Raw genomic sequence first — 25,897 nt, forward strand, 5'->3', positions numbered from 1 at the left:
TCCAAAGCCCACAAACCCCGCCCGGAAGCAGTTCTGAAGATTGGAGTTCAACTTGACTAAAGCTGTCCCTACGTCGGAGGCCTTCATGCCCCACAACTTTATGCAGAGTACAACTCCCGCGCTGCTGATGCTCGCTGATGGTAGTGTCTTCGAAGGACGCGCAATCGGTGCCCACGGCAGTTCTGTTGGCGAGGTCGTGTTCAACACATCCATGACCGGTTATCAGGAGATCCTCACCGATCCTTCCTACGCCCGCCAGATTGTGACTCTGACCTACCCACACATCGGCAACACTGGCACCAACCAGGAAGACGAAGAGTGCGCTGATATCTGGGCTGCCGGCCTGGTAATCCGCGACCTGCCGCTGCTGGCCAGCAGCTTCCGCAACGAGCAGTCCCTGGAAGACTACCTGCGCGAGCGCAATATCGTTGGTATCGCCGATATCGACACCCGTCGCCTGACCCGCCTGCTGCGCGACAAGGGTGCACAGAGCGGTTGCATCGTTGCCGGTGATAATATCGACCGCGAAGAAGCCCTGGCCAAGGCCGAGGAATTTGCAGGTCTGAAAGGGATGGACCTGGCCAAGGTAGTGAGCACCAAGGAAGCCTACCCCTTCAATGAAGGCACCTGGGAGCTGGGCGAAGGCCACAAGGCCGCGCCGGAACAGCCCTTCAAAGTGGTGGCTTACGACTTTGGTGTGAAGCGCAATATCCTGCGCATGCTGGTGGATCGCGGCTGCGATATCACCGTAGTACCGGCGGAGACCCCGGCCTCTGAAGTGCTAGCGATGAATCCCAGCGGTGTATTCCTGTCCAATGGCCCCGGTGACCCCGAGCCCTGTGAATACGCGATTACCGCTATCCGCGAAATCCTCGACGCGGGCATTCCCACTTACGGTATCTGCCTGGGCCACCAGCTGCTGGGCCTGGCGGTGGGCGGTAAAACGGCCAAGATGAAGTTCGGTCACCATGGCGGCAACCATCCGGTACAGGACCTGAACAGCACCAAGGTGATGATCACTGCACAGAACCACGGTTTCGAAGTGGACGCCGACAGCCTGCCGGACAATGTGGAAGTTACCCACAAGTCCCTGTTCGATGGCACCTTGCAGGGTATTCACCTGAAGGACAAGCCGGCCTTCAGCTTCCAGGGCCACCCGGAAGCGAGCCCGGGCCCTCACGATGTGGCACCGTTGTTCGACCACTTTATCGATTTGATGAAAGAGCGCGCCTAAGGGTGCAGCCCGCCCAGGGTAGGGCAAACAACCGCCGCTTTTGCGGCGGTTATAAGGAGACTCTGAATAACGCAGTAATACCTCTGCGGGTCCTTGAAGGCTGCAGATGTTAGGCGCAGCTCGCCGCGAATGGCCGTAGCCCTTTGCAAGAGCTGCAACGCAGCAGCTGTGGCCTTCAAGGCCCGCCCTTCGGGGCTTGCATAGCGATTCACACTCCGCGTTGCGACTTCTTGAAAGGTCTAGACATTCCTGCGAAGCCGCGCCTTGATTGTGAACCGCTCTGCAAGCCAGAGGCATCACGGAGTTGTTTAGAGTCTCCTTACAAGACACGAATGAAATTTAGCGCAGCCGGCCTTAGCCGGTAGTAGAACGGAAGAAAGATGCCAAAACGCACAGATATCCAAAGCATTCTGATTATCGGCGCAGGCCCCATCGTGATCGGCCAGGCGTGCGAATTTGACTACTCCGGTGCCCAGGCCTGTAAGGCGCTGCGCGAAGAGGGTTACCGGGTGATCCTGGTGAACTCCAACCCGGCCACCATCATGACCGACCCGGCCATGGCCGATGCCACCTACATCGAGCCGGTGGAATGGCGCACCGTAGCCAAGATTATCGAGCAGGAACGCCCCGACGCCATCCTGCCCACTATGGGCGGCCAGACAGCATTGAACTGCGCACTGGACCTGGACAAGCACGGTGTCCTGAAGGAATTCAATGTCGAGCTGATTGGTGCGGACAAAGACGCTATCGAGAAAGCGGAAGACCGCGACCTGTTCGACAAGGCGATGAAGGCGATCGGCCTGGAAACTCCGCGCGCCAAGATCGTCCACTCCATGGAAGAGGCGAAGAAGGTACCGGAAGAGTTCGGCTTCCCGGTGATTATCCGTCCGTCCTTCACCATGGGGGGCTCCGGTGGCGGTGTGGCCTACAACTGGCCGGAGTTTGAAGAGATCTGTAAGCGCGGTCTCGACCTCTCCCCCACCAATGAACTGCTGATCGACGAATCCCTGCTCGGCTGGAAAGAGTACGAGATGGAAGTGGTTCGCGATAAGAACGACAATTGCATCATCGTATGTTCCATCGAGAACTTCGATCCGATGGGTGTACATACCGGTGATTCCATCACTGTTGCCCCGGCGCAGACGCTGACCGACAAGGAATACCAGCTGATGCGCAACGCCTCCATCGCGGTACTGCGCGAGATCGGTGTTGAGACCGGCGGCTCCAACGTACAGTTCGGCGTCTGCCCGAAGACTGGCCGCGTGGTGGTGATCGAGATGAACCCCCGCGTTTCCCGCTCCTCCGCACTGGCCTCCAAGGCCACCGGCTTCCCGATCGCCAAGGTCGCGGCCAAGCTGGCAGTGGGTTACACCCTGGATGAACTGCAAAACGATATCACCGGCGGTGCTACCCCGGCGTCCTTCGAGCCGTCCATCGACTACGTTGTCACCAAGATTCCGCGTTTCACTTTTGAGAAATTTGGTGAGGCCGATGCGCGCCTGACCACCCAGATGAAGTCTGTGGGTGAAGTAATGGCGATCGGTCGCACTTTCCAGGAGTCCATGCAGAAAGCCCTGCGCGGCCTGGAAGTGGGCAGCTTCGGTCTGGAAAGCAAGATTGACCCGGGCAAAGACGGCGCTGAGAGCCGTCTGCGCAGCGAACTTTCCGTACCCGGTGCCGAGCGTATCTGGTATGTGGGCGATGCCTTCCGCATGGGCATGAGCGTCGGCGAAGTTTACGATCTGTCCGGTATCGATCCCTGGTTCCTGGTGCAGATCGAAGAGCTGATCAAAATTGAAGAGCCGCTCAAGTCACTGCCTACCTCAGCGTTGACTGCTGAGCATATGCGTTTCCTCAAGCGTAAGGGTTTCTCCGATCGCCGCCTCGCCGACTTACTGGGGGTGAGCCAAAAGAGTGTGCGCGAATTCCGCCACAAGTTGGGCGTATTCCCGTCTTATAAGCGTGTGGACACCTGTGCAGCTGAGTTCAGTACTTCCACTGCTTATATGTACTCCACCTACGATGAGGAGTGTGAAGCAGAGCCGTCCGACAAGAAGAAAATTATGGTACTCGGCGGTGGCCCCAACCGTATTGGTCAGGGTATCGAGTTCGACTACTGCTGTGTACACGCCGCTCTGGCGATGCGCGAAGACGGTTACGAGACCATCATGGTCAACTGTAACCCGGAGACCGTTTCCACTGACTACGACACTTCCGACCGCCTCTACTTCGAGCCGGTAACCCTGGAAGACGTGCTGGAAATCGTTGCCAAAGAAAAGCCGGAAGGCGTAATCGTACAGTTCGGCGGTCAGACTCCGCTGAACCTGGCGCGCTACCTGGCCAACGAAGGTGTGCCGATTATTGGTACCACTCCAGAGCAGATCGATCGCGCCGAAGACCGCGAGCGTTTCCAGCAGATGATTATGCGTCTCGGCCTCAAACAGCCAAAGAACGCTATCGTGCGCTCTGTCTCCGAAGCCATCCAGGCCGCGAAAGACGTGGGCTACCCGCTGGTTGTGCGCCCGTCTTACGTACTGGGCGGCCGCGCCATGGAGATCGTCTACAAAGAAGACGAGCTGCTCACTTACATGAAAGAAGCGGTACAGGTTTCCGACGAAGCGCCGGTACTGCTGGACCACTTCCTCAACGCCGCCATTGAGGTGGATATCGATGCGGTATCCGATGGCCAGGATGTTGTAATCGGCGCCATCATGCAGCACATCGAACAGTGTGGCGTTCACTCCGGTGATTCCGCCTGCTCCCTGCCACCTTACAGCCTGCCGTCGGATGTGCAGGACCGTATGCGCGAGGAAGTGAAAGCCATGGCTCGCGAACTGGGCGTAGTTGGCCTGATGAACACCCAGCTGGCCTACCAGGACGGCGAGATCTACGTGATCGAGGTGAACCCGCGCGCTTCCCGAACTGTGCCTTTCGTTTCCAAGTGCATCGGCACTTCACTGGCGAAAGTGGCCGCGCGCTGTCAGGCGGGTATCAGCCTGAAAGAGCAGGGCTTTACTGAAGAGATCGTTCCGGACTACTACTCCGTCAAAGAGTCTGTATTCCCCTTCAATAAGTTCCCCAAAGTGGACCCGATTCTTGGCCCAGAGATGAAGTCTACCGGCGAAGTGATGGGCGTAGGCGCCACCTTCGCGGAAGCCTTCGACAAGGGCCTGGTTGCCGCTGGCGATCGCCTGCCGGAGTCCGGCCGCGTATTTATCTCTGTGCGTGACTTCGACAAGGCCGATGCAGTGGGCGTTGCCCGCGATCTGGTGGAGCTGGGCTTCGAGGTGATTGCCAGCCGTGGCACCGCCAAGGTCTTGCAAGAAAACGATATTCCCGTTACAACCGTCAACAAGATGAGTGAAGGTCGCCCGCATATCGTCGATATGATTAAAAACGACGAGATTGCACTGGTGGTAAACACCACCGAAGGTCGCCAGGCGATTCGCGACTCTGCGGATATCCGTCGCAGTGCCGAGAACCATCAGGTGTGTTACACCACCACCCTGGCGGCCGCTCAGGCCATGGCGATGGCCATGCGCCAGGAGCAGCCGTTGCAGGTTCGCCGCCTGCAGGATTTGCACCAGCGTGTGGTAAAGCTGTCCTAAGCATTCACAACAATTCGTAAGTTCCGACCGGGCCTTGTGGTAACACAGGGCCCGGTTTCGTAGTAACTATAATGGAGGTCCCACATTGAACCGGGTACCAATGACCGTTGAAGGCGCAGATGCGCTGCGTTCAGAATTGGATAATCTGAAAAAAGTCGAACGCCCCGCTGTTGTACAGGCTATTGCCGAGGCGCGAGAACACGGTGATTTGAAGGAAAATGCCGAGTACCACGCGGCGAGGGAGAAGCAGGGCTTTGTTGAAGGGCGTATCCAGGAAATTGAAGCCAAGCTCTCCCATGCACAAGTGATCGATGTAAAGTCGATTGAGCCCAGCGACAAGGTAATTTTCGGTACTACAGTAACGATTATTCACCTGGATAATGATCAGGAAGTAACCTACAAGATTGTTGGTGACGATGAGGCTGATGTGAAGAAACACAAAATCTCAGTAAATTCACCGATTGCCCGTGCCCTGATTGGCAAGGAAGTGGGAGACGTGGTTGTGGTGCATACTCCCTCTGGCGCAGTGGAGTATGAGATTGATACGGTAGAGCACCTGTAATAAGGTCCCTCACCACAAAAAAGGGCGGCCATAGGCCGCCCTTTTTCTTTCTGATAGTTTCCTATTGTAAAACAACGCTCTTGTTTGCATGGCCTACCTGAAGAACCAGTGCAGTTTCACAGTGGCCAAGCTGGCCGACCAAGCTTTCATTGTATCCGCCGACCTGGACTGCTAACGCCTTATGCTTACTACCGATCTGGCCTAGATAGACGTCGTTGCCATATCCAATCTGCTTGGCATTGGCGTAGTTATAGTAACCGGCCTGGGAGATATCCGCCTCGTTGTAGAAGCCTTTCTGATCAATGGAGGCATCGTTATGCTCCCCATAAGCTTGGCGAATATCGGCATCATTTTTATATCCGTACTGCTCTATATTTGCATAGCTTTTATCAGCGTATTGATCGACGTCCGCGTCATTCCTCCAGCCTTTTTGACGAGTTTTGGCATCATTATGATCGCCATGTTGATCAATTTCGGCATCATTTTTATAGCCACGCTGCTTGATGCTTGCGTAGTTATAATCACCCGGCTGGTTGATATGTGCGTCGTTCATCCAGCCTTTTTGCTTAACATGAGCATCGTTGTGATTACCGCTCTGGTGTACGTCGGCATCGTTCATACCACCATGACCCTGATAGATATGGACGTAGTTCCCTTCGCCGGTTTGTATAACATCGGTGTCAGCATGGTCGCCTTTTTGTTTGATAATTACCTCGCCATTGTAGCTACCCAGCTGGGTTATGGATGCCTTGCCATAGTCGCCACTCTGCTTAATTTTGGCAACATTGTACCCACCAAAAGTTTGAAGCGTTTTAGCGTCATTACCGTTACCTTCCTGGTAATGGTAAGACTTACTATGGTGCTCGTTAACCTGCAGGGTTACTGAAGTATTGTGGTCCCCTACCTGCTTGGAAGTGGCATGGTTATCGTGCCCAAAAATTTGGGTTATGTTGGAGAAGTTACCGTCACCATATTGGTATTGTATGGCTTCGCTGTCATGCTCTTCGCCTTGTGAAGCGACAGCGGCATTGTGATCACCATATTGTACTTGTTTTACGTAATTGTCATGGCTTCCAGCGCCAACCTGAAAAGAATTTACCGTGTTACCGTTTCCATATTGCAGTTGCTCGGTAACATTATCTGCCGCAAAAGCGGTACCGCTGATAGCGAGAGTAATTGCGGCAGCGATAGGGGTCAAAGATTTCATGAGTGTCTCCATTACTACATAAAAATGAGCATCACGATTGGGGTCAGCGTTCAAGTGCTGATAGGGATGGCACGTCATCCTGTGCCGAGGTTTTTACAGCGAAAGCACTAGCCCGGCAGAGTCAGCGCAACTGTAAATCGGGAATACGGCCAGCAATAGGAGGTGGCCGCATGAAATAGCGTATCGATGGAAAATCGAGGTGAGGGGAAAACAAATACATGATAATTGGCATCCTTGATACTGCTTAGGAGTCCAAATGTTCGTTCCGTCCTCTTCAGTCTTGTAGCTGCAGTGAGATGCGGCTATAGGAGAGAAGTTCTAATTCTCTAGGAATAAAGTTTTATTTGTAGAAATAGAGAGAGGAAAAATAGTGATTTTGGCGACGCTGTCAGGTGATTCAATATGGCTACCTAAAATCTGCGCAGATAAGGGGAGGCGTAATGGAGTCAAAGTGCGACAGATAGCTATCGAAAAATTAAAGTTTACTGAGTGAATGGCAAGGATGATTTAGTTTTCGGATAAAAAATTTTTACTATGTGACCTGCTTGTGATTACTTGTATCCAATTTCGATGACGTTTGCAGTTATTCTACGGTTTAGTAGGTCTGGGATAATGGAAATTAAGTGTGGCTATATGGGGGTAGCTCCCCAAAAAAATAGCTGGGAGTTAAATGGTAAGGGAAATTAAATTATTGCCCGGAAATTAACTCCAAAAAATAAGAATGGCTGAGGAGCTAATTAATCTCCTCAGCATGAAATATCTGGATTACTGATGCACTATGGCGGTATTACCTGTGCCCACCTGGGTAATATTTGCTGACTCAGAAAACCCAGACTGGATCACCGTTGCGTTATTCAATCCACCGGACTGGTTCACTATCACCATATGTCCGCCACCAAGTCCGCCACCACCTGACTGCATAATAGTGGCATGGTTCATAAATCCATCCTGATTAACATAAGCGCTGTTGTACCAGGAAACCTGGACAATCGTAGTCAGGTTGCTTTCACCATTTTGAACTATATCAGCTTCGTTATACATATCAGCCTGTTCAATTTCAGCAGTGTGGGACATACCCGCTTGATGAATATTGGCGTAGTGACCACTGCCTTCCTGGCTGATTAAGGCTTCGTGATAGGAACCTTCCTGCAGTATATAAGCCTCGGAGTTAAAGCTTGCATATTGGCCAATCAGAGCGCCATGAATATCGCCAATTTGCTCAATAACTGAAACATTATCACTACCAAGGTGCTGGTGGATTTCCGCCTCATTGCCCATTCCATTCTGGCGAATCATAGCCTCATTATTTTGTGCCGAAATCTGGTAAGTACTGGCTCGATTGTCCATTCCTGATTGATAGATCAGTACATTGTTTCCGATGCCACCCATCTGCAGGCTGTACATGTCATTCAGGGTACCTTCCTGAATTTGGTAAATGGTGCTGTCAGCCTCATTGGTCTGTATGGCTTCAGTGCTATGATGGTTGCCACTTTGATTAACTTCAATATGGTTGTCGATAGCGCCTATGTCCGTCTGGTCGGCCGTGGCGGAATTGTTATTGCCACTCTGTTCAATTGTTGAGGTGTTATCTGAAGCGCTTACGATACCACTGGCTGACAACAAAATTGCCAGGGGCAGAACGGTAACCTTCCTCACTGTGTACTCCTGCGTATTACCGTGTACTCGAGTCCATTCATATCCATTTACACGAGGATGGCCTCTTCCAAGTGAAGCCATCGCCAGGGCCTACAAAATTTCCTTACAGGAAACTTTAGCTGAAGTGAGCGTAAAAAAAATGCTTTGGCAGATATGTCTTTTCAATTGATGTGTATTTCTAAATCTATTTTTCTTGGCACCTAATTAAATGCGAATTATCGTATTGTCGTTTAGTTTGCTTGGGTGATGTATTGGATTTTAATAGTGCCAGCTGATGCTTTTTTCTTATACTTAAACCAGTTGATGGTAGTTGTTGGTATGGTATTTACCTTTGATTGTGCATCTACATATCCAGAGATGCTGGATTTCAATATTACTTGGAAGATGCAGCTATGAAACCGTAATACATAAAAGAATCTAATTTTGTGGCGTGGAGGGGTAGTAAAGATTCAAGTGTCTAGTGTTTCCAGAGATCGGAATTGAAGTGCTGGGAAAGCTAACCTGTTGTCAGGTCGGCCTTCCCAAGTTTGAACTACTGAACAACAACGGCCATATTGCCATCCCCAATTTGGTTTTCTATGGAAACATTACCATCACTTAGCTGGGTAACAGAGATCATATTTGCATTGCCGACCTGAGTTGCAATAGAGCTATTGAAGCTACCAATCTGCGATACATTTGTGACATTTCCTGTTCCTACACCTTGCAAAATGAAGGAGTCGTTTGAGCTGCCAGGCTGAATGACTGTTGCAAAGTTAAAGCTACTAAATTGCTCGGTTAGTGCCCAGTTATCGTCACCAGTTTGACTGTGTATAGCAACTTGGTTATCACCAACTTGCCAAAGCTCACTGTAGTTGTCACCTCCCTGTTGAGTGATATTAAACTGGTTGAAGGTGCCAACCTGGGTTGATAGTGATGTAGCGTTTGTTGCTAATACCTGGTTGTGTACTACACCATTGGATGTGCCAGATTGGATTGCACTAATAGAGCTTAAGCTACTGTTACTCTGTAATAGAGTGCCACTGTTGGTGCCATTTTGTGTGAGAGTGGCAGTATTCGCAAAGCCACCAGTTTGTGTGATATTGGCAACGTTAATTGTGCCAATCTGGGTAGCAGTGGCCACGTTACCGGTGCCCGATGTTTGAGCAACTGTGGCAATATTGGTTACTCCAAATTGGGCGACAGTAGCCGCATCTCCGGTACCCATTACCTGGAAAACATTGGCTTGGTTTGTGGTGCCATCTTGCACAACAGTAGCCACGTCAGCCAGGTTCATGATTTGGAATACAAAAGCATTATTATTAAAGCCACTCTGTGTTGCTACGCCAACAGTTAGTGCGTTAGAAACTTGATCAATCTGGGCTGTCTGCATATCTCCAGACTGGATAATAACCGCGGCACCGCCAGTATTGAAATCCTGATCGGTTACCGCATTGTGATTATTCAGAATCTGGGTAATGGTGGCCGTGGTGCCCAGTGTATTACCTTCCTGGTAAGATTCGGCGTTATTATTATCCCCGGTTTGGGTTTGTGTAATCACCCCTAAGCCATTGCCGTTTGTTTGCTCTGCATAAACTGTATTGTTATTTCCCACTTGGGTCTGGAAAATAAAGTTATTGCTAACGGTTGGATCACTTTGATCGGCAGTAGCTGAGTTTCCTGCCCCATTCTGGAAAAGTACGGCAGTGTTGTTTGCAGCGACGGCTCCGGTACTGGCGATTGCAAGAAAAATACTTGCCGCTAAGGGTGTGTACTTGTTCATCGGTACTCCTAGAGAGATATCTTGATCAGCTTGAGAAGCTTTTTAATGCGGAAAAATTGATAAAACAGCATCATCCGGTACTGCAAAGTACTTTCACACTGTAAAAAAATTCTGGGTATTTCCAGGTGGCAGTTTTGCAATCAATATTTGAAGACAGAACTTCAATTTTTGACATTCAGGAAATCAACCTTGCGATACCTCATGAACAGCATCTTGATGCTGAGTAGAGTTTTGATGAGGAGCGGTTCTACGGCTATAGGACAGAAGTCTTGAAAACCTGGGAATAAAGTGGGCTTTTTTATAAGTTAACGATACTTATGCCATACAGTAAATAAATCTGTGACACCATGGGATTAGATATTAAGGTTTTTCAGCCTCCTCTACTATTTCCAGGAGCTTTTAGCTTCGCAAATTTCGTTGAGAAAAAAGTAATCGTACCTCGAGGTTATAAAAGCAAAGTGAAATCAGGGTTTAAAAAAAGGCGGTCATTTAATGACCGCCACAAGCTTCTCTCTCTCTAAGGAACTACTGTGTAATTACACCGACATTACCAATGCCAACCTGGGTGGCGAATGCAGTTTCGTTAAATCCGATCTGAGTGGTGAAGTGGCTATTGAGCAGTCCCACTTGAGTTGTTACTGCATCATGGCCCAAACCTATCTGAGTTTTGGTGGCAATATTCAAGAGGCCCACTTGGTTTGACTGTGCGTCATTGAATGCGCCCAATTGAGTATGTAGAGCAAAATTCAGGGCACCAGCTTGCAGGATGCCAGAATCATTGAAGAAACCGGTTTGGATAGCTGTAGCGCTGTTTAATGCGCCGAGCTGGTTTGAGGTAGTGGTGTTAAAGGCACCAACCTGGGAATGGAATGCGCTGTTCAGGACACCGGTTTGAGTAACTGCAGCAGTATTGAAGGCACCCAGTGGTTGTACTACCAGAGCCAGGTTGAGCAGACCGTTTTGAGTTACGGTGGCAACATCAAAGAAGCTGATAGTTTGCAAAGTGCTGGCAAAGTTTACAAATCCATTTTGGTTGATATTTGCCACACTGCCGATGGAAGGGGCCGTCTGTGTGGTTGTACCAACGTTTGCAGCACCTACTTGGGTAATATTTGCAGTAGTTAGTGTGGAACCAATTTGGAAGGAGGTGGCCGCATTAAAGGCACCAGCCTGGGTATGATTGATGGTGCTCAAACTATTTCCCGCAGATTGTAATGCAGTGGATAGATTAAGCAGGCCAACCTGGGTCTGGGTAATGGTATTGTTATCTACCCCTGGGCCAACCTGAGTTGCAGTGGCCAGGTTTCCAACTCCAAACTGGCTTTGAACAGCTGTGTTGTTCGCTGCGAAAGCACCGGCAGTTGCGGTGAGGGCAATTGCTGCGGCGATTGGGGCTAACTTCTTCATGGTAAAACCTCTAACTTCCTAGTACGAGTGATTTGACATCCATTTTCAAAAGGTTTGGTCGGTATTCCTACTGCACTATTATGCCGACGTTACCAGTACCGACCTGAGTGGCAACAGCGGTTTCGTTAAGTCCAAATTGAGTGATGGTATGCAAGTTGGCGGTGCCAACCTGATTGACAATTGCATCGTGCCCAAACCCGGCTTGGGTGATGGTGGAAATGTTGATAGTGCCTAGCTGATTGGTGAATGCATCGTTAAAAAAGCCAGTTTGGGCATGAAGGGATACGTTGCCGAAACCAGTCTGTAGTGTGAAAGAATCACTGCCCAAGCCAGCCTGGAAAACGGTAGCAACATTGAGGGTGCCCACTTGTGTGGATGTTGATGTGTGGAGTGCACCTGTTTGAATGTGTGTGGCGATGTTAACATCACCCACTTGATTGGCAATGGCAGTATTTAAGCTGCTGAGTGTTTGGGTAACAGTCGCAACATTAAAGTCGCCAGCTTGATTAATTGAAGCAAGATCCAGTGAACTGGCAGTTTGAGTAACCACGCCAGTGTTAAAATCACCGACCTGGTTAATAAGTGCTGTAGATGCAAATGACGAGGCGGCTTGTGTGGTTATACCACTGTTACCGCTACCAACCTGGGTAATAGAAGCGGTGTTCAGGAGTCCGCCAGATTGAGTGGATGTAGCAGTGTTCAGGGCGCCAGTTTGGAGATGGTTGATAGTATTGAGGTCACTGCCAAGAGTTTGTAGAGCAGTTGATGTATTGACAGTGCCAGCTTGAGTCTGAATTACCAGGTTATTGTCAACACCTGGGCCGACTTGAGTGGAAGTCGCGATATTGCCAACGCCTCCCTGATTCTGGATTGTGGTGTTACTTGCTGCAAGTGCGCCACTGCTTATGGCAATGGCGACCACTGCTGCGATAGGGGTTAACGTCTTCATGAGATACTCCTTTTCTTCCGACGCTATATAAACCAGCGAAATTTACGCTGAATTACTTCCGTACCTTTTCAGGTAAGGGTAATTACGGCAATACGTTTTTATCCCGCAGGGGAATTTAAAACACTATTGATCCGTGACTGAATACTGCTACCAGCGACTGATCGTTCCCTGTCGCTAGATAAATTTCATTAAGATGGCGGTACTGCTCTAATGCCAGGTTGAAAATTCAAGTGACTCCCAGGTACAACATTCGGGACCTTGGTAAAGAAGGGCCGGTTTGGCCCAGAGAAGATGATCTCTATATAACAACCTAATGCCTGCATGACGTAATGTCCGAGAGGTGTAAACAACAAGTGATCGGATATGTTTAGAGTTTTGCCCTAATCCTGCGAGACGGCTATAGGAGGTAACTCTCTAAAAACTAGGAAAATAGTTCGAATCGTTAGATGGTAAATTTATGGAACTTTCTATTTCGGCAAAATATGCGACTGGCCAGATATACAGGGTTTGTTGAGTTGAATGTACTATATCGATAGCAGAGTTGAAATCAGTGCAGGATTAATCATTATTAACTTAGGTGAAATGCGCCGAAAGCAATTTTTAATGAGAGACAGACCTTGGTGGTGATAGAAAACCAATAAAAAATAGTGCCAGTAGAGAATTGATCAAATACCAGTTTTAATCGTATTGGCTGATATAGGTGGTCGTCGCAGTGCCTGTTACTGTGACAGACGTGTGTAATCCATGGCCACTTTGGTAGATATTGACCTTATGCAAGATGCCAATTTCTTGTACATGGGCACTGTTTTGCGTACCGAATTGGGAAATCCCGGCAGAATTTCCCATGCCGTACTGCTCGATATCAATTAGGTTCTCGTAGCCTACCTGGATCAGGCCACTTAAGTTTTGATCTCCTATCTGTCTTGATAGAATAACATTGTCTTCGCCAGCCTGGGTGACAGAGAGATTATTTCGATTGCCATCCTGATGAGCAGATGTGTAGTTGGTTCGCCCTGACTGTCGTACGTTGATATGGTTTACACCGCCTTCCTGGTTAATGACGGTGAGATTGGAAACAGAAATAAGGTTGGCGGCGCTCAGTTCACTGGAGATCGCCAGCTCATTGCTGGAATCCAGGTCTGTGGCGCTGCAAACCCCTGAAAAGAGAAAGAGGGCAGCGGTAAGGCTCAGGGGGAGGTGGTGCTTGTTAATACTTGGCATGGTTGCTTCAGCCTTTTAAGCTCGTCCTGTCTCAAGTGGATTCATCACATAATCACCGTGCTGTCATTCAGGTAATATTGCAGTACGGGGTTGTTGATATCATCGGGGTTCGCCAGTGCCCATGAATTGTGAATAATTCCCTCACTGATCAGATGAATTACCGCAGATTCCATTGCTGAAAGCATAGCAAGTTGCGCGGGTTCGTTGTATGTCACTCCGGCTTCCATTTCCAGTAGGCGCCGGAATCTTACAAAGCGAAATACATCGGCACTGATTGCTTTTGAGTAAACGGTTTTCGAGGTCAATACCGAATGCAATATTCGGCCTGAGCGGATATCGATAGCACGCAGATTCACGGAGACCTGATCAATACGGTATTGCTCATCAGCTCCGATACCAAAGTAGCGGGCTCCTGCGCCACCAGTTTGAATATTCTGGTCGTAGGCGACAATTCCCCCTTCCAATAAGACATTGGCGGCAATTAAGGTAGGTAGAGGGACACTGTTGTTTGCAGGGGCATCCGGCTTGCTGAGACCAGCGCGAATAATTTTTCTTTCAGTGAGTAGGTTTTGCAATCCCTCGCGTTCAAGCGCAATAAACCATCCTGATTCATTCAGCACATCCATCAACATGGCGGCACCGCCCTGGGTGACAGCGGTAGAGAAGCTGCTGTTTGGGGCAGGCTTGTATTGTCCCGTTTGGTCCCGAAAACTGTATACCGCTGCCAGAATTTTACCCTTTGGTTCTGGCAGGTTAAGTAAATCCCTGTAGGTGTTCATACGCGGTGTGAGCATGGCCTCAGTACGACCTGGGCCAAAAATGGCATCACCAAGACTTTTAAATGCGGAGCAGCCGCTTAGTGTTAATATGAACGCCAGGGCGGGCAAAACTATGGCTTTTTTTATTGCATTACGCATTGCCAGTTTTCCTTCGGAGTTGGGTACTATGCTAATTAGTCGGGTTGAGCCCGCTTACAACGATTTCGCTTTTATCTCCAGTACTCCGGTCAGTGATCAACACGGTCAGTACACCGTCGTTGTCAACGATCTGCACGATAAAGTCATCAGTTATTAGTTCACCGCTATTGCCATCGCCCACATCAGTAAGCAACTGGTTTAAAAGCCGTGTTTCGAGGGAGTCAGTAAAACGATCCAGAGCGCTGGGCTGCTCATACAGACTGTCTGGCTTGTCGGGGTCATCATGGCTGTCCTGTGCTTGCGCATTTTGTAGCAGGTAGGTGCCATTTAATGGGTTGCCACCAAAGTTGGGGTTTACTGGTTCGTAAATTAATTCTGTGGCATAGCCACTGCTGGACAGGAACATAATCACAGGCAGGGCAGCAGGAACTATCAAATATCTGATTTGCATTAGAATTCATCCTTTCCCAAATCAAAATTATCTGTGAACGCACTGCTTACGCGATCTTGTAGTACCGCTTGGTGAATATACTGTGCTGCCTCATCGGCCAGCCGGTGTATATTGTTGGTGCTTGGGGTGATAAAGCGCCGAAAAACTATTTTGTCGTTATAGGTTACCCAAATCAGGTTGCCCCACCGTGCGGAGGGGCGCTCGTAAACTGTTAAGTTGTAAGTTGAATCTGGATAGTTCAGATTTCTGTATTCACTCAGATAACGCGCAAAATCATGCCCGGTTCGCGTTATTGTTCGATCAATATTAAACCCGCTGATTTCATCCTCTAGTTTGCCTGAGTCGGTGTCTGCAGGAGGGACGGTTGTGTCATCCTGAGCATAGGCAATTGACATACAGAGAAAAAATATCAGCAGGCTTAGCCTCATATTTTCTCTTCCTGGAGATTGAGTTTTGCCCAATTACTGGCTTGCAGGCGATTCTTTACGCCGATTTTTCGGAATATGTTATACATGTGGTTTTTTACAGTGTGTTCACTCAAGTGAAGTTTGGTGGCAATCACACTGTTGGGTTCACCCGTAGTCAGTTGTCCTAGAATTTCCTGTTCTCTGCGTGTTAGAGGAAGAGGATTTGGGGTACTGCCATGCTGCCTGCTTTCACAGCTGTGAATAGCAGTACTTAATCTCTGAATTAAATTTTCCTGGCTGGTATTACTGTCACAGAGGAGGTAGAAACCACTTTGGCGCAGTTTTTCCAAGATATGTAAAGGTAAGTCCACTGGAAAGTTAATAAGGATAGCTTTTGGATGACTGATCTTTTTCAGGTCGGAAAGAAATTCTTTGGATGTGGCGGCAATACCTATTTGCCAACAGTCAACAATTATTGCCTCATAGTGCTGCAGGCAATGGCGCTGTTTTCCTATGCTCGCCTTTTCCCATGGGAGCGGAATAGACTGAGAAAAAAGTGAAAATAAAAGATCGCCCTGAAGGCCGGAATTGCTGAAAAAAAGAACCGGCATATACCTCGTACCTCTCCTTGATACAGATAGATCTTTCCCAAATTTGAGTTTGAGATCCTCTATCAACTCCTGTTACATAAGTTTCCTGATTGGCTTTTGATGCCTCTTTTGAAGGCATCCCTGCTTACGCATATTCCCTTTTTGTACTTAGGGAAAATGACTCACCCAGTGAGAATTTAGTTTGGAGTGTAGACGTGGGGTGGGACGGCTTGGAAAAATAGATGCCTTATTTTCAGTTATAAAAAAACCACATTAAGAAAATGTCGCAGTTATTTTTTATTGGTGGAACTATCTGTGAAAATTGTTCTCATGTATCCCTGAGTGTCATTTTCCCAAAAACACTTCTCCCTGGTCGTGATTTTTTGCTGTGTCATTTGCGTCTTTAGCTTCTCAGTCCTACCTCTTTTTATTCTGAATGCTTCGCTTTATTGGTGCTTAATATTTGGAGAATTTCCTGAGTCATTTTTTATCTGGGAATACTGCCTGGTTAGTGAATATTTGAGGAGGACTCTTTCCCGAGAATTTGTCGGCATTGTAATTTGAGAAGGTGTGGCGTGCGAATAAACACTATTGGGTAATTCAATACATTAATGCTGCAAATGCTATTTCGATGCCGGTTTATCTTGTTGAAATAGATACCCTGGTACCATTTTGTCTGGATTTATCTCTGATAGGGTGATGTCGTCTTATAGCAATATAAACTGTGACATTTTGGGCGATTGTGTGACTGCTAGCTGATAGGATGGGCAATTGAATTGTCGCTAGGGAGCTAACATCGTGAGTCCATTAATCAATAGTTTGCCGCTGTGGCTTTGGCTCCTATTCGGCCTTTTCGCAATGTTCCTTGCCAGGAGGCCGGTACATAGGGCTATATATGCTCTGGCGCGCTTTAGTTATCGTTCCCTGCGCCTTGCGGCTGGTGCATTGGGCACCGCAGAGCAGACTCTCCTTGAGCGCAATCGAGAAGTTTTGCTGGCAGCTGGCAGGGCGACGGCAGAGCGTCATATCGAAAGGGAATTTGAGCGTATAGAAGGGGCAATGAAGAGAGAGTTGGCGCAATATCCAACACTTCACCGTCGTTTGTGCGAGCAGCTGACATCTATCGATGAAGACTATGTACGCAGTGCTGAAGTGCCTCCTGAACCCTCCAACTGGGCTCGCGCTATTCGCTCCGTATCAGAAATTCCCGCCCAGGATGATTCTGTTGTGGCAGACGTGCTGGAAACGATTAATCACTCCATGCGAAAGGCGGAATCCAAGGCTCTGGAGTCTTATCGGGAATCTACTCGTGAGCGACATCAGTTACTGAAACGAATGATGCCCAGTTGGCGTGCAATGCTAATTACACTGGGGAGAATCAATAAAAATGTAGAGTCGGTCATTCGGCGTGCTAAAGCCCTGGACTTACATATGGAGCGCTATGAGGAAATATTGCAGGAAAGTGATCGTAGTGTGCGCTTTCTGTCAGCCTCTTCCATGGGCCGATTTTTAATTGCTTCCATGGCTTTAATGGTGGCGGTGGCTGGTATTTCTGTTAATTTTCAGTTAATCGCGCGCCCGGTAGCAGAAATATTGGGTGGTAATAGTTTTCTCGGTAGTTTTGTTGTTACAGATATTGTCGCCTACGTACTTATCTTTTTACAGGTGAGCCTTGGAATCATGGTGATGGAATGCTTGCAAATCACACGGATGTTTCCGGCGATCAATACCTTGTCAGATAATATCCGGCGTCGTTTGAACTGGGCTGCTTTGGCACTGTTGCTACTTTTTTCTATGGTAGAGGCCTGCTTGGCATTTACGCGTGAATTACTTTTACAGTATGACCAGCTGCTGGCTGCCAGTGCAGGTGAGGCTTTGCCGATGATGGCGGGAATGGGGACTTATTGGCCTGTTTCTCTGACGCAGATGGGGCTTGGTTTTATCCTTCCTTTAATTCTGGCTTTTACTGCAATTCCATTGGAGCAATTTATCTCCTCTGCGCGTACTGTAATAGGCACCTGCCTGGTGCTCAGTTTACGTCTGCTTTGTGGTGGGCTGCGCCTTTTGGCCACTTCAGTAATGCATACTGGCATACTGTTAAATCGTTTTTATGATTTGGTGATCTTTTTTCCTTTGTGGTTACAGGATGTATTGCTTCACTACTGGAAAGAGAGAGCTAATAAGGGCAGTGGCGGGAGAGAGAATACTACGGAAAATAATGAGAGAGCTGGAGAAGAGCTAATGGCCGAGCCAGCTGTCAATGGTTGAAATTCTACGTGGTATAAGGACTTTTATAGGATTTTGTGTATTGACTGTGTCTGCAAGCGGTGTTTGGTATGCCAGGGCAACTGTTTCTTTGTCGCGTATAAATGGTATTGATTCATGTCTATGTTGTTGATCTTTGCTGGTCTGTTGATCGTGCTGTTGATTTACGCCAGATCAAGACCTGCGAAAAAATCGGCATTGCGGCTTACACATACACGTAACCCTATGGTGATTTCCCATGGTAATGATTGCAGCAACGGTCTGTATCCCGGTAATACCTCGTTGTATTTACAAAAAATGGTGGAGCTGGGTGTCGATGGTATCGAAGTGGACCTCTGGCTTACCGCCGATGGCCATCTGGTTTTATTACATGATCCTGAGTTGAAAGACTCTTCAGATGGCAGTGGTTCTGTTGAGGATATGACCCTTGCCCAGTTGCGCGAGTTAAATATTGCTTATCATTGGAGCCCCGATGGAGAGAACTATCCCTATCGTGAGAATCCTCTGACAATTATTACTATTGAAGAGGCATTGGAGGAAGTGGGTGATACTCCTCTGATTCTGGAGTTAAAAAGCGCTAAATACGCTGCCGCAGAGGTTTTGAGCGAGGTATTACAGACGAAGGAAAAGCATGGGCAGGTGATTGTTTCTTCCTTTCATCATGGAGTTGTTCGTGCGTTCAGGCGTCTCAGTCCGGATGTTGCTACAGGCGCAGTGACCTGGGAAGCGGCACTATTGTATTTTGCTCAATTGATTCGAGCGGAAGGCCTGCTGGCCCCTCACTATCAGACAATGCAGTTGCCAATGTTCCACTTTGGATTGGATGTGGTAACTGCGGGTACTATGCGTGCGGCACACAAACTCAACCTGCATGTTTCTGTGTGGACAGCAAACGGGCGGGCCGATCTACAACGCTACATCGACCTGGGCGTGGATGGTATTGTTACCGACCGCCCTGATATATTAATGGCCATGGTGTCCGGTCAGGAAGCAAAGGGCGAGCCTAAGCAGCTAGAGCAGGCGTCCTGAATTGAGTAATATCACTGTAGCAATATGACAATAAAAACAGAGAAATATTCATGAAGCAGATTGCAGCTATTGCGGTGCTGTTAGCGTCTCTAATCAGCACCCCGCTATTGGCCGAAGACCGATTTGCCAAGATCGAAATTAGCAGTGAGCCGGTGGCAGGTAATGTATATATGCTCCAGGGGGCTGGTGGCAATATCGCAGTACTGGTCGGAGAGGACGGCACCTTTATGGTGGATGACCAATATGCACCACTCACTGCAAAAATACAGAAAGCGGTGGCGGGTTTGGCAGATCAGCCGCTGCGCTTTGTGATCAATACCCATTGGCACGGCGATCATACCGGCGGCAATGAAAACCTGGGTAAAAGTGGTGCCCTGATCGTTGCCCATGAGAATGTGCGCAAACGTGTGAGTACCGAACAGTTTATAGAGGCTTTTAAGCGTAAGGTTGAGCCCTCACCGCCAGCAGCACTACCGGTAATCACCTTTACCGATGCCACCACTTTTCACTGGAATGGTGATGAGGTTAAGGTACAGCATGTCGGCCCAGCCCATACCGATGGTGATTCTATTGTGCATTTCGCCAAAGCCGATGTGATTCATATGGGCGATATCTATTTCAATGGCACTTATCCATTTATCGATCTTTCTTCTGGTGGTTCGGTGAATGGCATGATTGAAGCTATGGACACCGCATTGGCGCTTTCTGGTAAAAACACAAAAATCATTCCCGGACATGGTCCTCTGAGTAATCCTGCGGAGTTAAAAGTGCAACGGGATATGCTGGAGACCCTGAGGGATCGCATTCAGAAATTGGTCGATAGTGGTCAAAGTCGTGATCAAGTCATTGCTGCCAAGCCCACCAAGGATTTCGATGATCAGTATGGACAGGGTTTTATGACCCCGGATATTTGGACCGGTATTGTGTATGACTCTCTGGCTGCAAAATCCAAGAAGTCTTAATCGTATGTTGATGGTGGCGATTAAAAGCTGCTGAATGAAAAAGGCCTGGATGTAAATATCCGGGCCTTTTTTCTTTTGGTTTTTACTTGAGTCTTTTTATTAGGGTGTCAGCGATTATCAGGATACCTGCGGCTCAGCACCATTTAACTCCGTTGGAATTTCTACCTCAGTCTCTGTTTTCTCCTCTCGCACCCGGAACCAGGCGGCATACAGGGCTGGCAGGAAGATCAGGGTCAAGGCGGTAGCTACGATCAATCCCCCCATAATGGCAACAGCCATGGGGCCGAAGAAGTCACTGCGCGACAGTGGGATCATCGCTAATACCGCAGTCAGGGCGGTTAAAACGATTGGGCGGAAACGCCGCACAGTGGACTCAATAATTGCCTCCCAGGCACTCAAGCCCTGGCTGATATCCTGCTGTATCTGATCCACCAGAATGACGGAGTTGCGCATAATCATACCGGCCAGGGCAATGGTGCCTAGCATGGCGACAAAACCGAAGGGTTTGCCGAACAGCAGCAGGAACAAGGTAACCCCGATCAGTCCCAAAGGCGCGGTGAGGAAGACCATCGTAGACAGGGACATGCTGCGCAGCTGCAGCATCAGCAGGGTAAATACCACCAACACAAACAGCGGCATACCGGCATTCACTGATTTTTGTCCGCGCTCGGATTCCTCCACACTGCCACCAATTTCCAGCAGGTAGCCCGGTGGCAATTGCTCACGAATATTCTGCAGGCGCGGCCATACTTCATTTACAACATTAGCGGGCAGTTCTTCACCATAAATGTCTGCGCGCACTGTGACCGTGGGCAGGCGATCGCGGTGCCAGATAATCCCTTCCTCGAAGCCGTACTCCAGGGTGGCAATCTGGTTGAGGGGGACACTGCGGCCGCTGTCGGTTTGCACCGCCAGATTGCCCAGTTGGCTGAGAGCGTAGCGTTCTTGCTCATCGCCGCGCACTCGTACGTCAATCAGCTCGTTGTCTTCGCGGTATTGGCTAACGGTAATACCGGTGAGTGAGCTTTGCAGGGCACGGGAAAGCGAGGCGCTGTTCACACCCATGGTGCGTGCGCGGTCCTGATCGATATTCAGATTGACGGTTTTACTGGGCTCCTCCCAGTCCAGATGTACGTTGGTAACCTTGGAATTTTCCCGCACACGCTCGGCAACCTGGCGGGCCAGGCTGCGCACTTCACCAATATGTTCACCGGAGATACGAAACTGCACCGGATAGCCAACCGGTGGTCCATTTTCCAGGCGGGATACCCGGCTGCGCAGGGTGGGGAATTCCTCCGCCATGGTTTCGATCAGCCAGCTGCGAACCTGCTCGCGCTCCTCAACACTGCGGGTCATCACTACAAACTGGGCAAAGCTGGCTGCAGGAAGTTGCTGGTTCAGTGGCAGGTAGAAACGCGGCGAACCGGTGCCCACATACACCACATAGTTTTCCACCAGGTCGTTTTTATCCAGCAGGGTTTCCAGCCGCTTGGCCTGGAACTCGGTGGATTTCAGTGAGGCACCTTCGGCCAGCTTGAGATCTACTAACAGTTCCAAGCGCCCGGAAGAGGGGAAGAACTGTTGTGGCACCAGGCGGAACAAGGCCAGGGAACCGATAAAGATCGCCAGGGTTGCCACTATGACAGTTTTGCGGTGGCGCAGGCACCAAGTGATCAGGCGGCGGAAGCGCTGATAGAAGGGCTTCTGGTAGGGGTCCTGAACCTCACCGCTGTGATCATGGCGAGCTAAATTGGGCAGCAGGTAATGTCCCAGGTAAGGCACGAATACTACTGCGGCAATCCAGGAAACAACCAGGGAAAGCGTGACTACCTGGAAGATCGAGCGGGTGTATTCCCCAGTGCCGGATTCGGCCGTGGCGATGGGTAGGAAACCGGCGGCGGTGATTAAGGTACCGGTGAGCATGGGGAAGGCGGTACTGGTCCAGGCGAAGCCGGCCGCTTTTAGTCGGCTGAGCCCCTGTTCCATTTTGATGGCCATCATTTCCACGGCGATAATGGCATCGTCCACCATCAGGCCAAGGGCGAGTACCAGGGCGCCCAGGGAAATCTTGTGCAGGCCAATATTGAAGTAATTCATTAATGCGAAAGTCATGGCCAGCACCAATGGTATCGATAGCGCTACTATCAAGCCGGGGCGGGTACCGAGGGAGAAGAAGCTCACTAATAGGACGATGCCCAGCGCCTCTGCCAATACCTGCAGGAACTCACCCACACCGCGTTTTACAGCCGCAGGCTGGTCGGACACCTTACGCAATTGCATGCCGATCGGCAGGTCTTCCTGCAGCTCGGCAAAAGTAGTGTCCAACTGTTTGCCCAGCTTGAGGATATCACCGCCTTCTTTCATGGATACGGCCAAGCCGATGGCGTCTTCGCCCATAAAGCGCATGCGCGGTTGTGCAGGATCGCTGAAACCGCGGTGTACTTCGGCAATATCACCCAGCCTCTGGGTGCGCCCACCGGCGGTGATGGGGAAGCGGCGAATTTCATCGACCGAGTGAAACTGGCCGCTCACGCGAATACGCACACGGTCGCTCACTGTATCTACAAAGCCGGCATCAGCGACCTGGTTTTGCGATTGCAGTGCGCTTTGCACTGCGGTGAGGGGAATACCCAGGGAGGCGAGCTTGGTGTTGGAAATTTCCACCCAGATTTTTTCGTCCTGCAGACCCAGTAATTCCACCTTGCCCACATTCTTGACCCGCTGCAGTGCCAACTGCAGGCGCTCGGCATAGTCTTTCATCAGGGCGTAATCGAAGCCGCTGCCGGTCAGTGCGTAGATATTGCCGAAAGTGGTGCCGAATTCGTCGTTAAAAAATGGGCCCTGGATATCCGGTGGCAGGGTGTGGCGGATATCACTGACCTTTTTGCGTACCTGGTACCAGAGATCAGGAATATCCCGCGAATGCATATCGTCGCGGGCGACAAACAGCACCTGGGATTGGCCGGGGCGGGAGAAAGAGGAGATGCGTTGGTAGTCGCCAGTCTCCAGTAGTTTTTTCTCTACCCGCTCGGTAATTTGGCGGGATACCTCTTCGGCACTGGCGCCGGGCCAAAGGGTATTGATCACCATTACCTTGAAGGTGAAGGGCGGGTCTTCACTTTGCCCAAGTTGCGTGTAAGAGGCCGCGCCAAGCAGCCCCAGTACGATCATGGCGTAGAGTACCAGCGGGCGATTTTTCAGTGCCCATTCGGAAAGGTTAAAACCCATGGCAATTTCTCTGTGTTGAAGTACGGCCCTATCGAGCAAGCCGTATTTCGGCAAATTCGTAGCAGCGCCTTTTACTGCGCGCCCGGTCAGATTCTTTTCTGAGTGCGGCCGCCACTCAGTCCTGGCGCGCGAGGGCCCGGTCTGGTTCGATTGGGCGGTTCATGCGATCCACTGGGCGAACCTGTTGTCCTTCCAGTAGAAGGTGAGTGCCGGCGGCAACGACCCAATCATCGACGCGCAGGCCGGAGAAAACTGGTACAAACTCCTGGCCATAGGGCCCCACAGTGATTTCGGTTTTATGCAGGATTTGCTGCTCGCGGTTCAGTACCCATACGAAGGCTTTGCCTTCATCGGCGCTCACTGCTGACATGGGGACCTGTAAAACATCGGTAGCTGCTGCTTTGGGAACGAAGACCCTGGCGCTCTGGCCTATTTCAATGCCGGTGGTTTTATCGGTAAAAGCCACGCGTGCTTCAAAGGTGCGGGATACTGGATCTGCGGCGGGGGATAGCTCACGCACCAGGGCGGGAAAGGATTTACCTGGTTGCGACCAAAGTTCCACGGTCAGTGGCTGGCCGACGCGGAAATGACCAATTGCCTGCTCCGGCAAATCGATGCGCACCTCGCGTTCACCGTCGGCGGCCAGCTCGAAAACCCCCTGGCCAGCGGCGACAACCTGGCCTGCTTCAGCCATACGGCGGGCGATCACTCCGCTCTCAGGCGCCTTCAGTTCTGCGTAAGTGGCCTGGTTGCGCGCTACATCCAGTTGCGCCCTGGCCTGTTGCAGACGCGCATCGCTGGCTTCGAAGCGGGTTTCCACCGCATCGAACTGTGAGTGGCTGACCAGCTGGCGTTCCAATAGTTTACGGTGACGCTCTAACTCGCTGCTCGCCAAGCGCTGGTCGGCTTCGGCAGAGGTGAGGTGTGCGCGCGCAGAATCCAGCTGCAGGAGCAGGTCCTCGGTATCCAGTTCGGCCAATGCCTGCCCCTGCTCAACGCGGTCGCCCACATTAACCAGGCGCCGCTGCAATTTGCCACTGATGCGGAAGGCTAAGGCGGGTTCGAAGCGGGCGCGTACCTCGCCGGGATATACATCCATCTGTGCGCTGGCCACCTGGGGTTGGACCATTACTGCTGGGCGGGGTTTTTCTTGCTGTTCGGTGGGCTCCGATGGCGCGCAGGCGGACAACAGCAGGCTGAACGACAGCGCGGTGAAGAGTAGCGGTCGGTACATAGGGGCTCCCTTCCTCGGCGGCGAGGCGACAAGGTAAGTCCAGAAGTGGACGAGTCATGGCCGGGCGGCCGGTAATGTTATACTGGCGAGTATAGTAAATTTATTAAACTGGTGAGTCCAGTATATGGAGTGCTATGTCTGAACAGTCTCAGGCGGCTGCCCAGCGCGGGCGTCCCAAGGATCTGGCCAAACGCCAGGCAATTCTCGATGCAGCCAAGGAGCTGTTTCTGACCAAAGGTTTTGCCGCAACCAGTGTGGATGCGGTGGCCTCTGCTGCGGGTGTATCGAAACTGACGGTGTACAGCCACTTCTCTGATAAAGAGACGCTGTTCAGTGCTGCGATCACTTCCCGCTGCGAGATGATGATGCCCCTGCCTATTTTCGACCTGGAGGAGGGGGATTCGGTGGCAGAAGTACTGGAGCGCATTGGCCAAGCCTTCCTGAGCATGGTGGACAGCGAAGATAGCATTCGCTTGTTACGGCTTTTGTGCGCACTGGCCGCGCAGGAATCAAAACTGGCACAGCTGTTTTTCGATGCGGGTCCTCAGCGAATTCTGAAGGATATTGAGCAGTTGCTGCGCCGTGCTACCGAGATGGGTAAGTTGAGGGTGGAGGACCCGGCCGAGGCTGCTGAGGACTTTATGGGTATATTGCTGGGTTGCCGGCATATGCGTGTATTGATCGGCTGCTGTGAGGTGCAGGCAGAGGAGGAGCGACGCGAGCGGGTGCGCAAGGCGGTGGCACTGTTTATGCGCGGTTACCGTTGATTTCTAATATTGGTCGGTGCGGCCCGCCATCATCGGGCAGCGGCTGATATTTCTATTTATTTCCAGCCAGTCCGGTTTATTTTGGTAGTAGACGTAGCGTTCTGGCTGAATAAATGCCGGGTCGTCGAAGGCGCCTCCGGCAATACCGCGATACCTAGGCAGAAATTCCAGGGTCCAGGTAACGGCACTGCCACAGCTGATGCAGAACTGGCACTCTATCCAGCGATTCGCATCGGATATTAACTGGTGACTTTTCAACTTGCCTCGGATGAACTCTACGTTGGCCTTGTCAAAATACACCGACACGCCGATTAGACTGCCGGTACGTTTTCGGCACCAGCTACAGGAACAGAGGCTCACTCGGTGAGGAGTGCCAGCGGCGCGAAAATGCACGGCGTCACAGGCACAGCCACCCTCGTGAATTTCCCCCATCCCTAAAAT

General features: G+C 50.4%; 20 protein-coding genes. 7 read left to right on the forward strand and 13 right to left on the reverse strand.

Going from position 1 to position 25,897, the window contains the following annotated elements; all coding sequences use genetic code 11:
- The first annotated feature begins 85 nt into the window (after window positions 1-85).
- The 3 genes from carA (at window position 86) to greA (ending at window position 5,404) form a co-directional block, all read left to right on the forward strand.
- The gene (gene carA, locus ACJJIP_RS02620) at window positions 86-1,234 is read left to right on the forward strand and encodes a glutamine-hydrolyzing carbamoyl-phosphate synthase small subunit (protein WP_444946174.1); all 1,149 of its coding nucleotides are present in this window, start codon (window positions 86-88) and stop codon (window positions 1,232-1,234) included.
- A gap of 380 nt (window positions 1,235-1,614) precedes the next feature.
- A complete protein-coding gene (gene carB / locus ACJJIP_RS02625; RefSeq protein ID WP_020414638.1) occupies window positions 1,615-4,842 on the forward strand; it encodes a carbamoyl-phosphate synthase large subunit in 3,228 nt (1,075 codons plus the stop codon).
- Between the two features lie 85 nt (window positions 4,843-4,927).
- Window positions 4,928-5,404 carry a transcription elongation factor GreA gene (greA, locus tag ACJJIP_RS02630; RefSeq protein WP_026305241.1) on the forward strand — a complete coding sequence of 159 codons (477 nt, stop codon included), beginning with the start codon at window positions 4,928-4,930 and terminating at the stop codon, window positions 5,402-5,404.
- A 61-nt stretch (window positions 5,405-5,465) separates the two neighbouring features.
- Here the strand turns inward: greA and ACJJIP_RS02635 are convergent, their stop codons facing one another.
- The 10 genes from ACJJIP_RS02635 to ACJJIP_RS02680 form a co-directional block, all read right to left on the reverse strand.
- On the reverse strand, window positions 5,466-6,611 hold the full coding sequence (locus tag ACJJIP_RS02635) for a hypothetical protein (protein WP_020414640.1): 1,146 nt from the start codon (window positions 6,609-6,611) through the stop codon (window positions 5,466-5,468).
- A 765-nt stretch (window positions 6,612-7,376) separates the two neighbouring features.
- Window positions 7,377-8,267, reverse strand: coding sequence for a hypothetical protein (locus tag ACJJIP_RS02640; RefSeq protein ID WP_282952486.1), 891 nt, complete (start codon window positions 8,265-8,267; stop codon window positions 7,377-7,379).
- A gap of 532 nt (window positions 8,268-8,799) precedes the next feature.
- A complete protein-coding gene (locus tag ACJJIP_RS02645) occupies window positions 8,800-10,029 on the reverse strand; it encodes a hypothetical protein (RefSeq protein WP_444946175.1) in 1,230 nt (409 codons plus the stop codon).
- Window positions 10,030-10,554: 525 nt separating this feature from the next.
- On the reverse strand, window positions 10,555-11,436 hold the full coding sequence (locus tag ACJJIP_RS02650; RefSeq protein WP_026305242.1) for a hypothetical protein: 882 nt from the start codon (window positions 11,434-11,436) through the stop codon (window positions 10,555-10,557).
- Between the two features lie 67 nt (window positions 11,437-11,503).
- Window positions 11,504-12,385 (reverse strand): hypothetical protein, encoded by an 882-nt coding sequence (locus tag ACJJIP_RS02655; RefSeq protein ID WP_026305243.1) that lies wholly within the window; start codon window positions 12,383-12,385, stop codon window positions 11,504-11,506.
- 678 nt (window positions 12,386-13,063) lie between these two features.
- Window positions 13,064-13,606, reverse strand: coding sequence for a hypothetical protein (locus ACJJIP_RS02660; protein WP_020414644.1), 543 nt, complete (start codon window positions 13,604-13,606; stop codon window positions 13,064-13,066).
- A 44-nt stretch (window positions 13,607-13,650) separates the two neighbouring features.
- The gene (locus ACJJIP_RS02665; RefSeq protein WP_020414645.1) at window positions 13,651-14,523 is read right to left on the reverse strand and encodes a CsgG/HfaB family protein; all 873 of its coding nucleotides are present in this window, start codon (window positions 14,521-14,523) and stop codon (window positions 13,651-13,653) included.
- 31 nt (window positions 14,524-14,554) lie between these two features.
- The gene (locus tag ACJJIP_RS02670) at window positions 14,555-14,974 is read right to left on the reverse strand and encodes a curli assembly protein CsgF (RefSeq protein WP_020414646.1); all 420 of its coding nucleotides are present in this window, start codon (window positions 14,972-14,974) and stop codon (window positions 14,555-14,557) included.
- Window positions 14,974-15,402: a CsgE family curli-type amyloid fiber assembly protein gene (locus ACJJIP_RS02675; protein WP_020414647.1), complete on the reverse strand. Its 429-nt coding sequence runs from the start codon at window positions 15,400-15,402 to the stop codon at window positions 14,974-14,976. Before ACJJIP_RS02675 ends, ACJJIP_RS02670 begins: the two co-directional genes overlap by 1 nt.
- Window positions 15,399-16,058 carry a helix-turn-helix transcriptional regulator gene (locus ACJJIP_RS02680; protein WP_245556716.1) on the reverse strand — a complete coding sequence of 220 codons (660 nt, stop codon included), beginning with the start codon at window positions 16,056-16,058 and terminating at the stop codon, window positions 15,399-15,401. The genes ACJJIP_RS02675 and ACJJIP_RS02680 overlap by 4 nt, the downstream gene beginning before the upstream one ends.
- A gap of 711 nt (window positions 16,059-16,769) precedes the next feature.
- Between ACJJIP_RS02680 and ACJJIP_RS02685 the strand changes: the two genes are divergently transcribed.
- From ACJJIP_RS02685 to ACJJIP_RS02695, 3 genes are all read left to right on the forward strand, one after another.
- Entirely contained in the window at window positions 16,770-18,239 is a 1,470-nt protein-coding gene (locus ACJJIP_RS02685) for a hypothetical protein (RefSeq protein ID WP_444946176.1), read from the forward strand.
- 114 nt (window positions 18,240-18,353) lie between these two features.
- A complete protein-coding gene (locus ACJJIP_RS02690; RefSeq protein ID WP_282952489.1) occupies window positions 18,354-19,265 on the forward strand; it encodes a glycerophosphodiester phosphodiesterase family protein in 912 nt (303 codons plus the stop codon).
- Window positions 19,266-19,315: 50 nt separating this feature from the next.
- A complete protein-coding gene (locus ACJJIP_RS02695) occupies window positions 19,316-20,227 on the forward strand; it encodes an MBL fold metallo-hydrolase (RefSeq protein WP_020414651.1) in 912 nt (303 codons plus the stop codon).
- 117 nt (window positions 20,228-20,344) lie between these two features.
- Here ACJJIP_RS02695 and ACJJIP_RS02700 read toward each other — a convergent pair whose 3' ends face one another.
- The gene (locus ACJJIP_RS02700; protein ID WP_020414652.1) at window positions 20,345-23,455 is read right to left on the reverse strand and encodes an efflux RND transporter permease subunit; all 3,111 of its coding nucleotides are present in this window, start codon (window positions 23,453-23,455) and stop codon (window positions 20,345-20,347) included.
- 115 nt (window positions 23,456-23,570) lie between these two features.
- Window positions 23,571-24,689 carry an efflux RND transporter periplasmic adaptor subunit gene (locus ACJJIP_RS02705; protein WP_282952490.1) on the reverse strand — a complete coding sequence of 373 codons (1,119 nt, stop codon included), beginning with the start codon at window positions 24,687-24,689 and terminating at the stop codon, window positions 23,571-23,573.
- 134 nt (window positions 24,690-24,823) lie between these two features.
- Between ACJJIP_RS02705 and ACJJIP_RS02710 the strand changes: the two genes are divergently transcribed.
- Window positions 24,824-25,456, forward strand: coding sequence for a TetR/AcrR family transcriptional regulator (locus tag ACJJIP_RS02710; RefSeq protein WP_020414654.1), 633 nt, complete (start codon window positions 24,824-24,826; stop codon window positions 25,454-25,456).
- A gap of 3 nt (window positions 25,457-25,459) precedes the next feature.
- Here the strand turns inward: ACJJIP_RS02710 and ACJJIP_RS02715 are convergent, their stop codons facing one another.
- Complete coding sequence (locus tag ACJJIP_RS02715) at window positions 25,460-25,888, reverse strand: GFA family protein (protein WP_444946177.1); 429 nt, start codon at window positions 25,886-25,888, stop codon at window positions 25,460-25,462.
- Window positions 25,889-25,897 lie beyond the last annotated feature (9 nt).

This window comes from Microbulbifer variabilis, assembly GCF_052467165.1.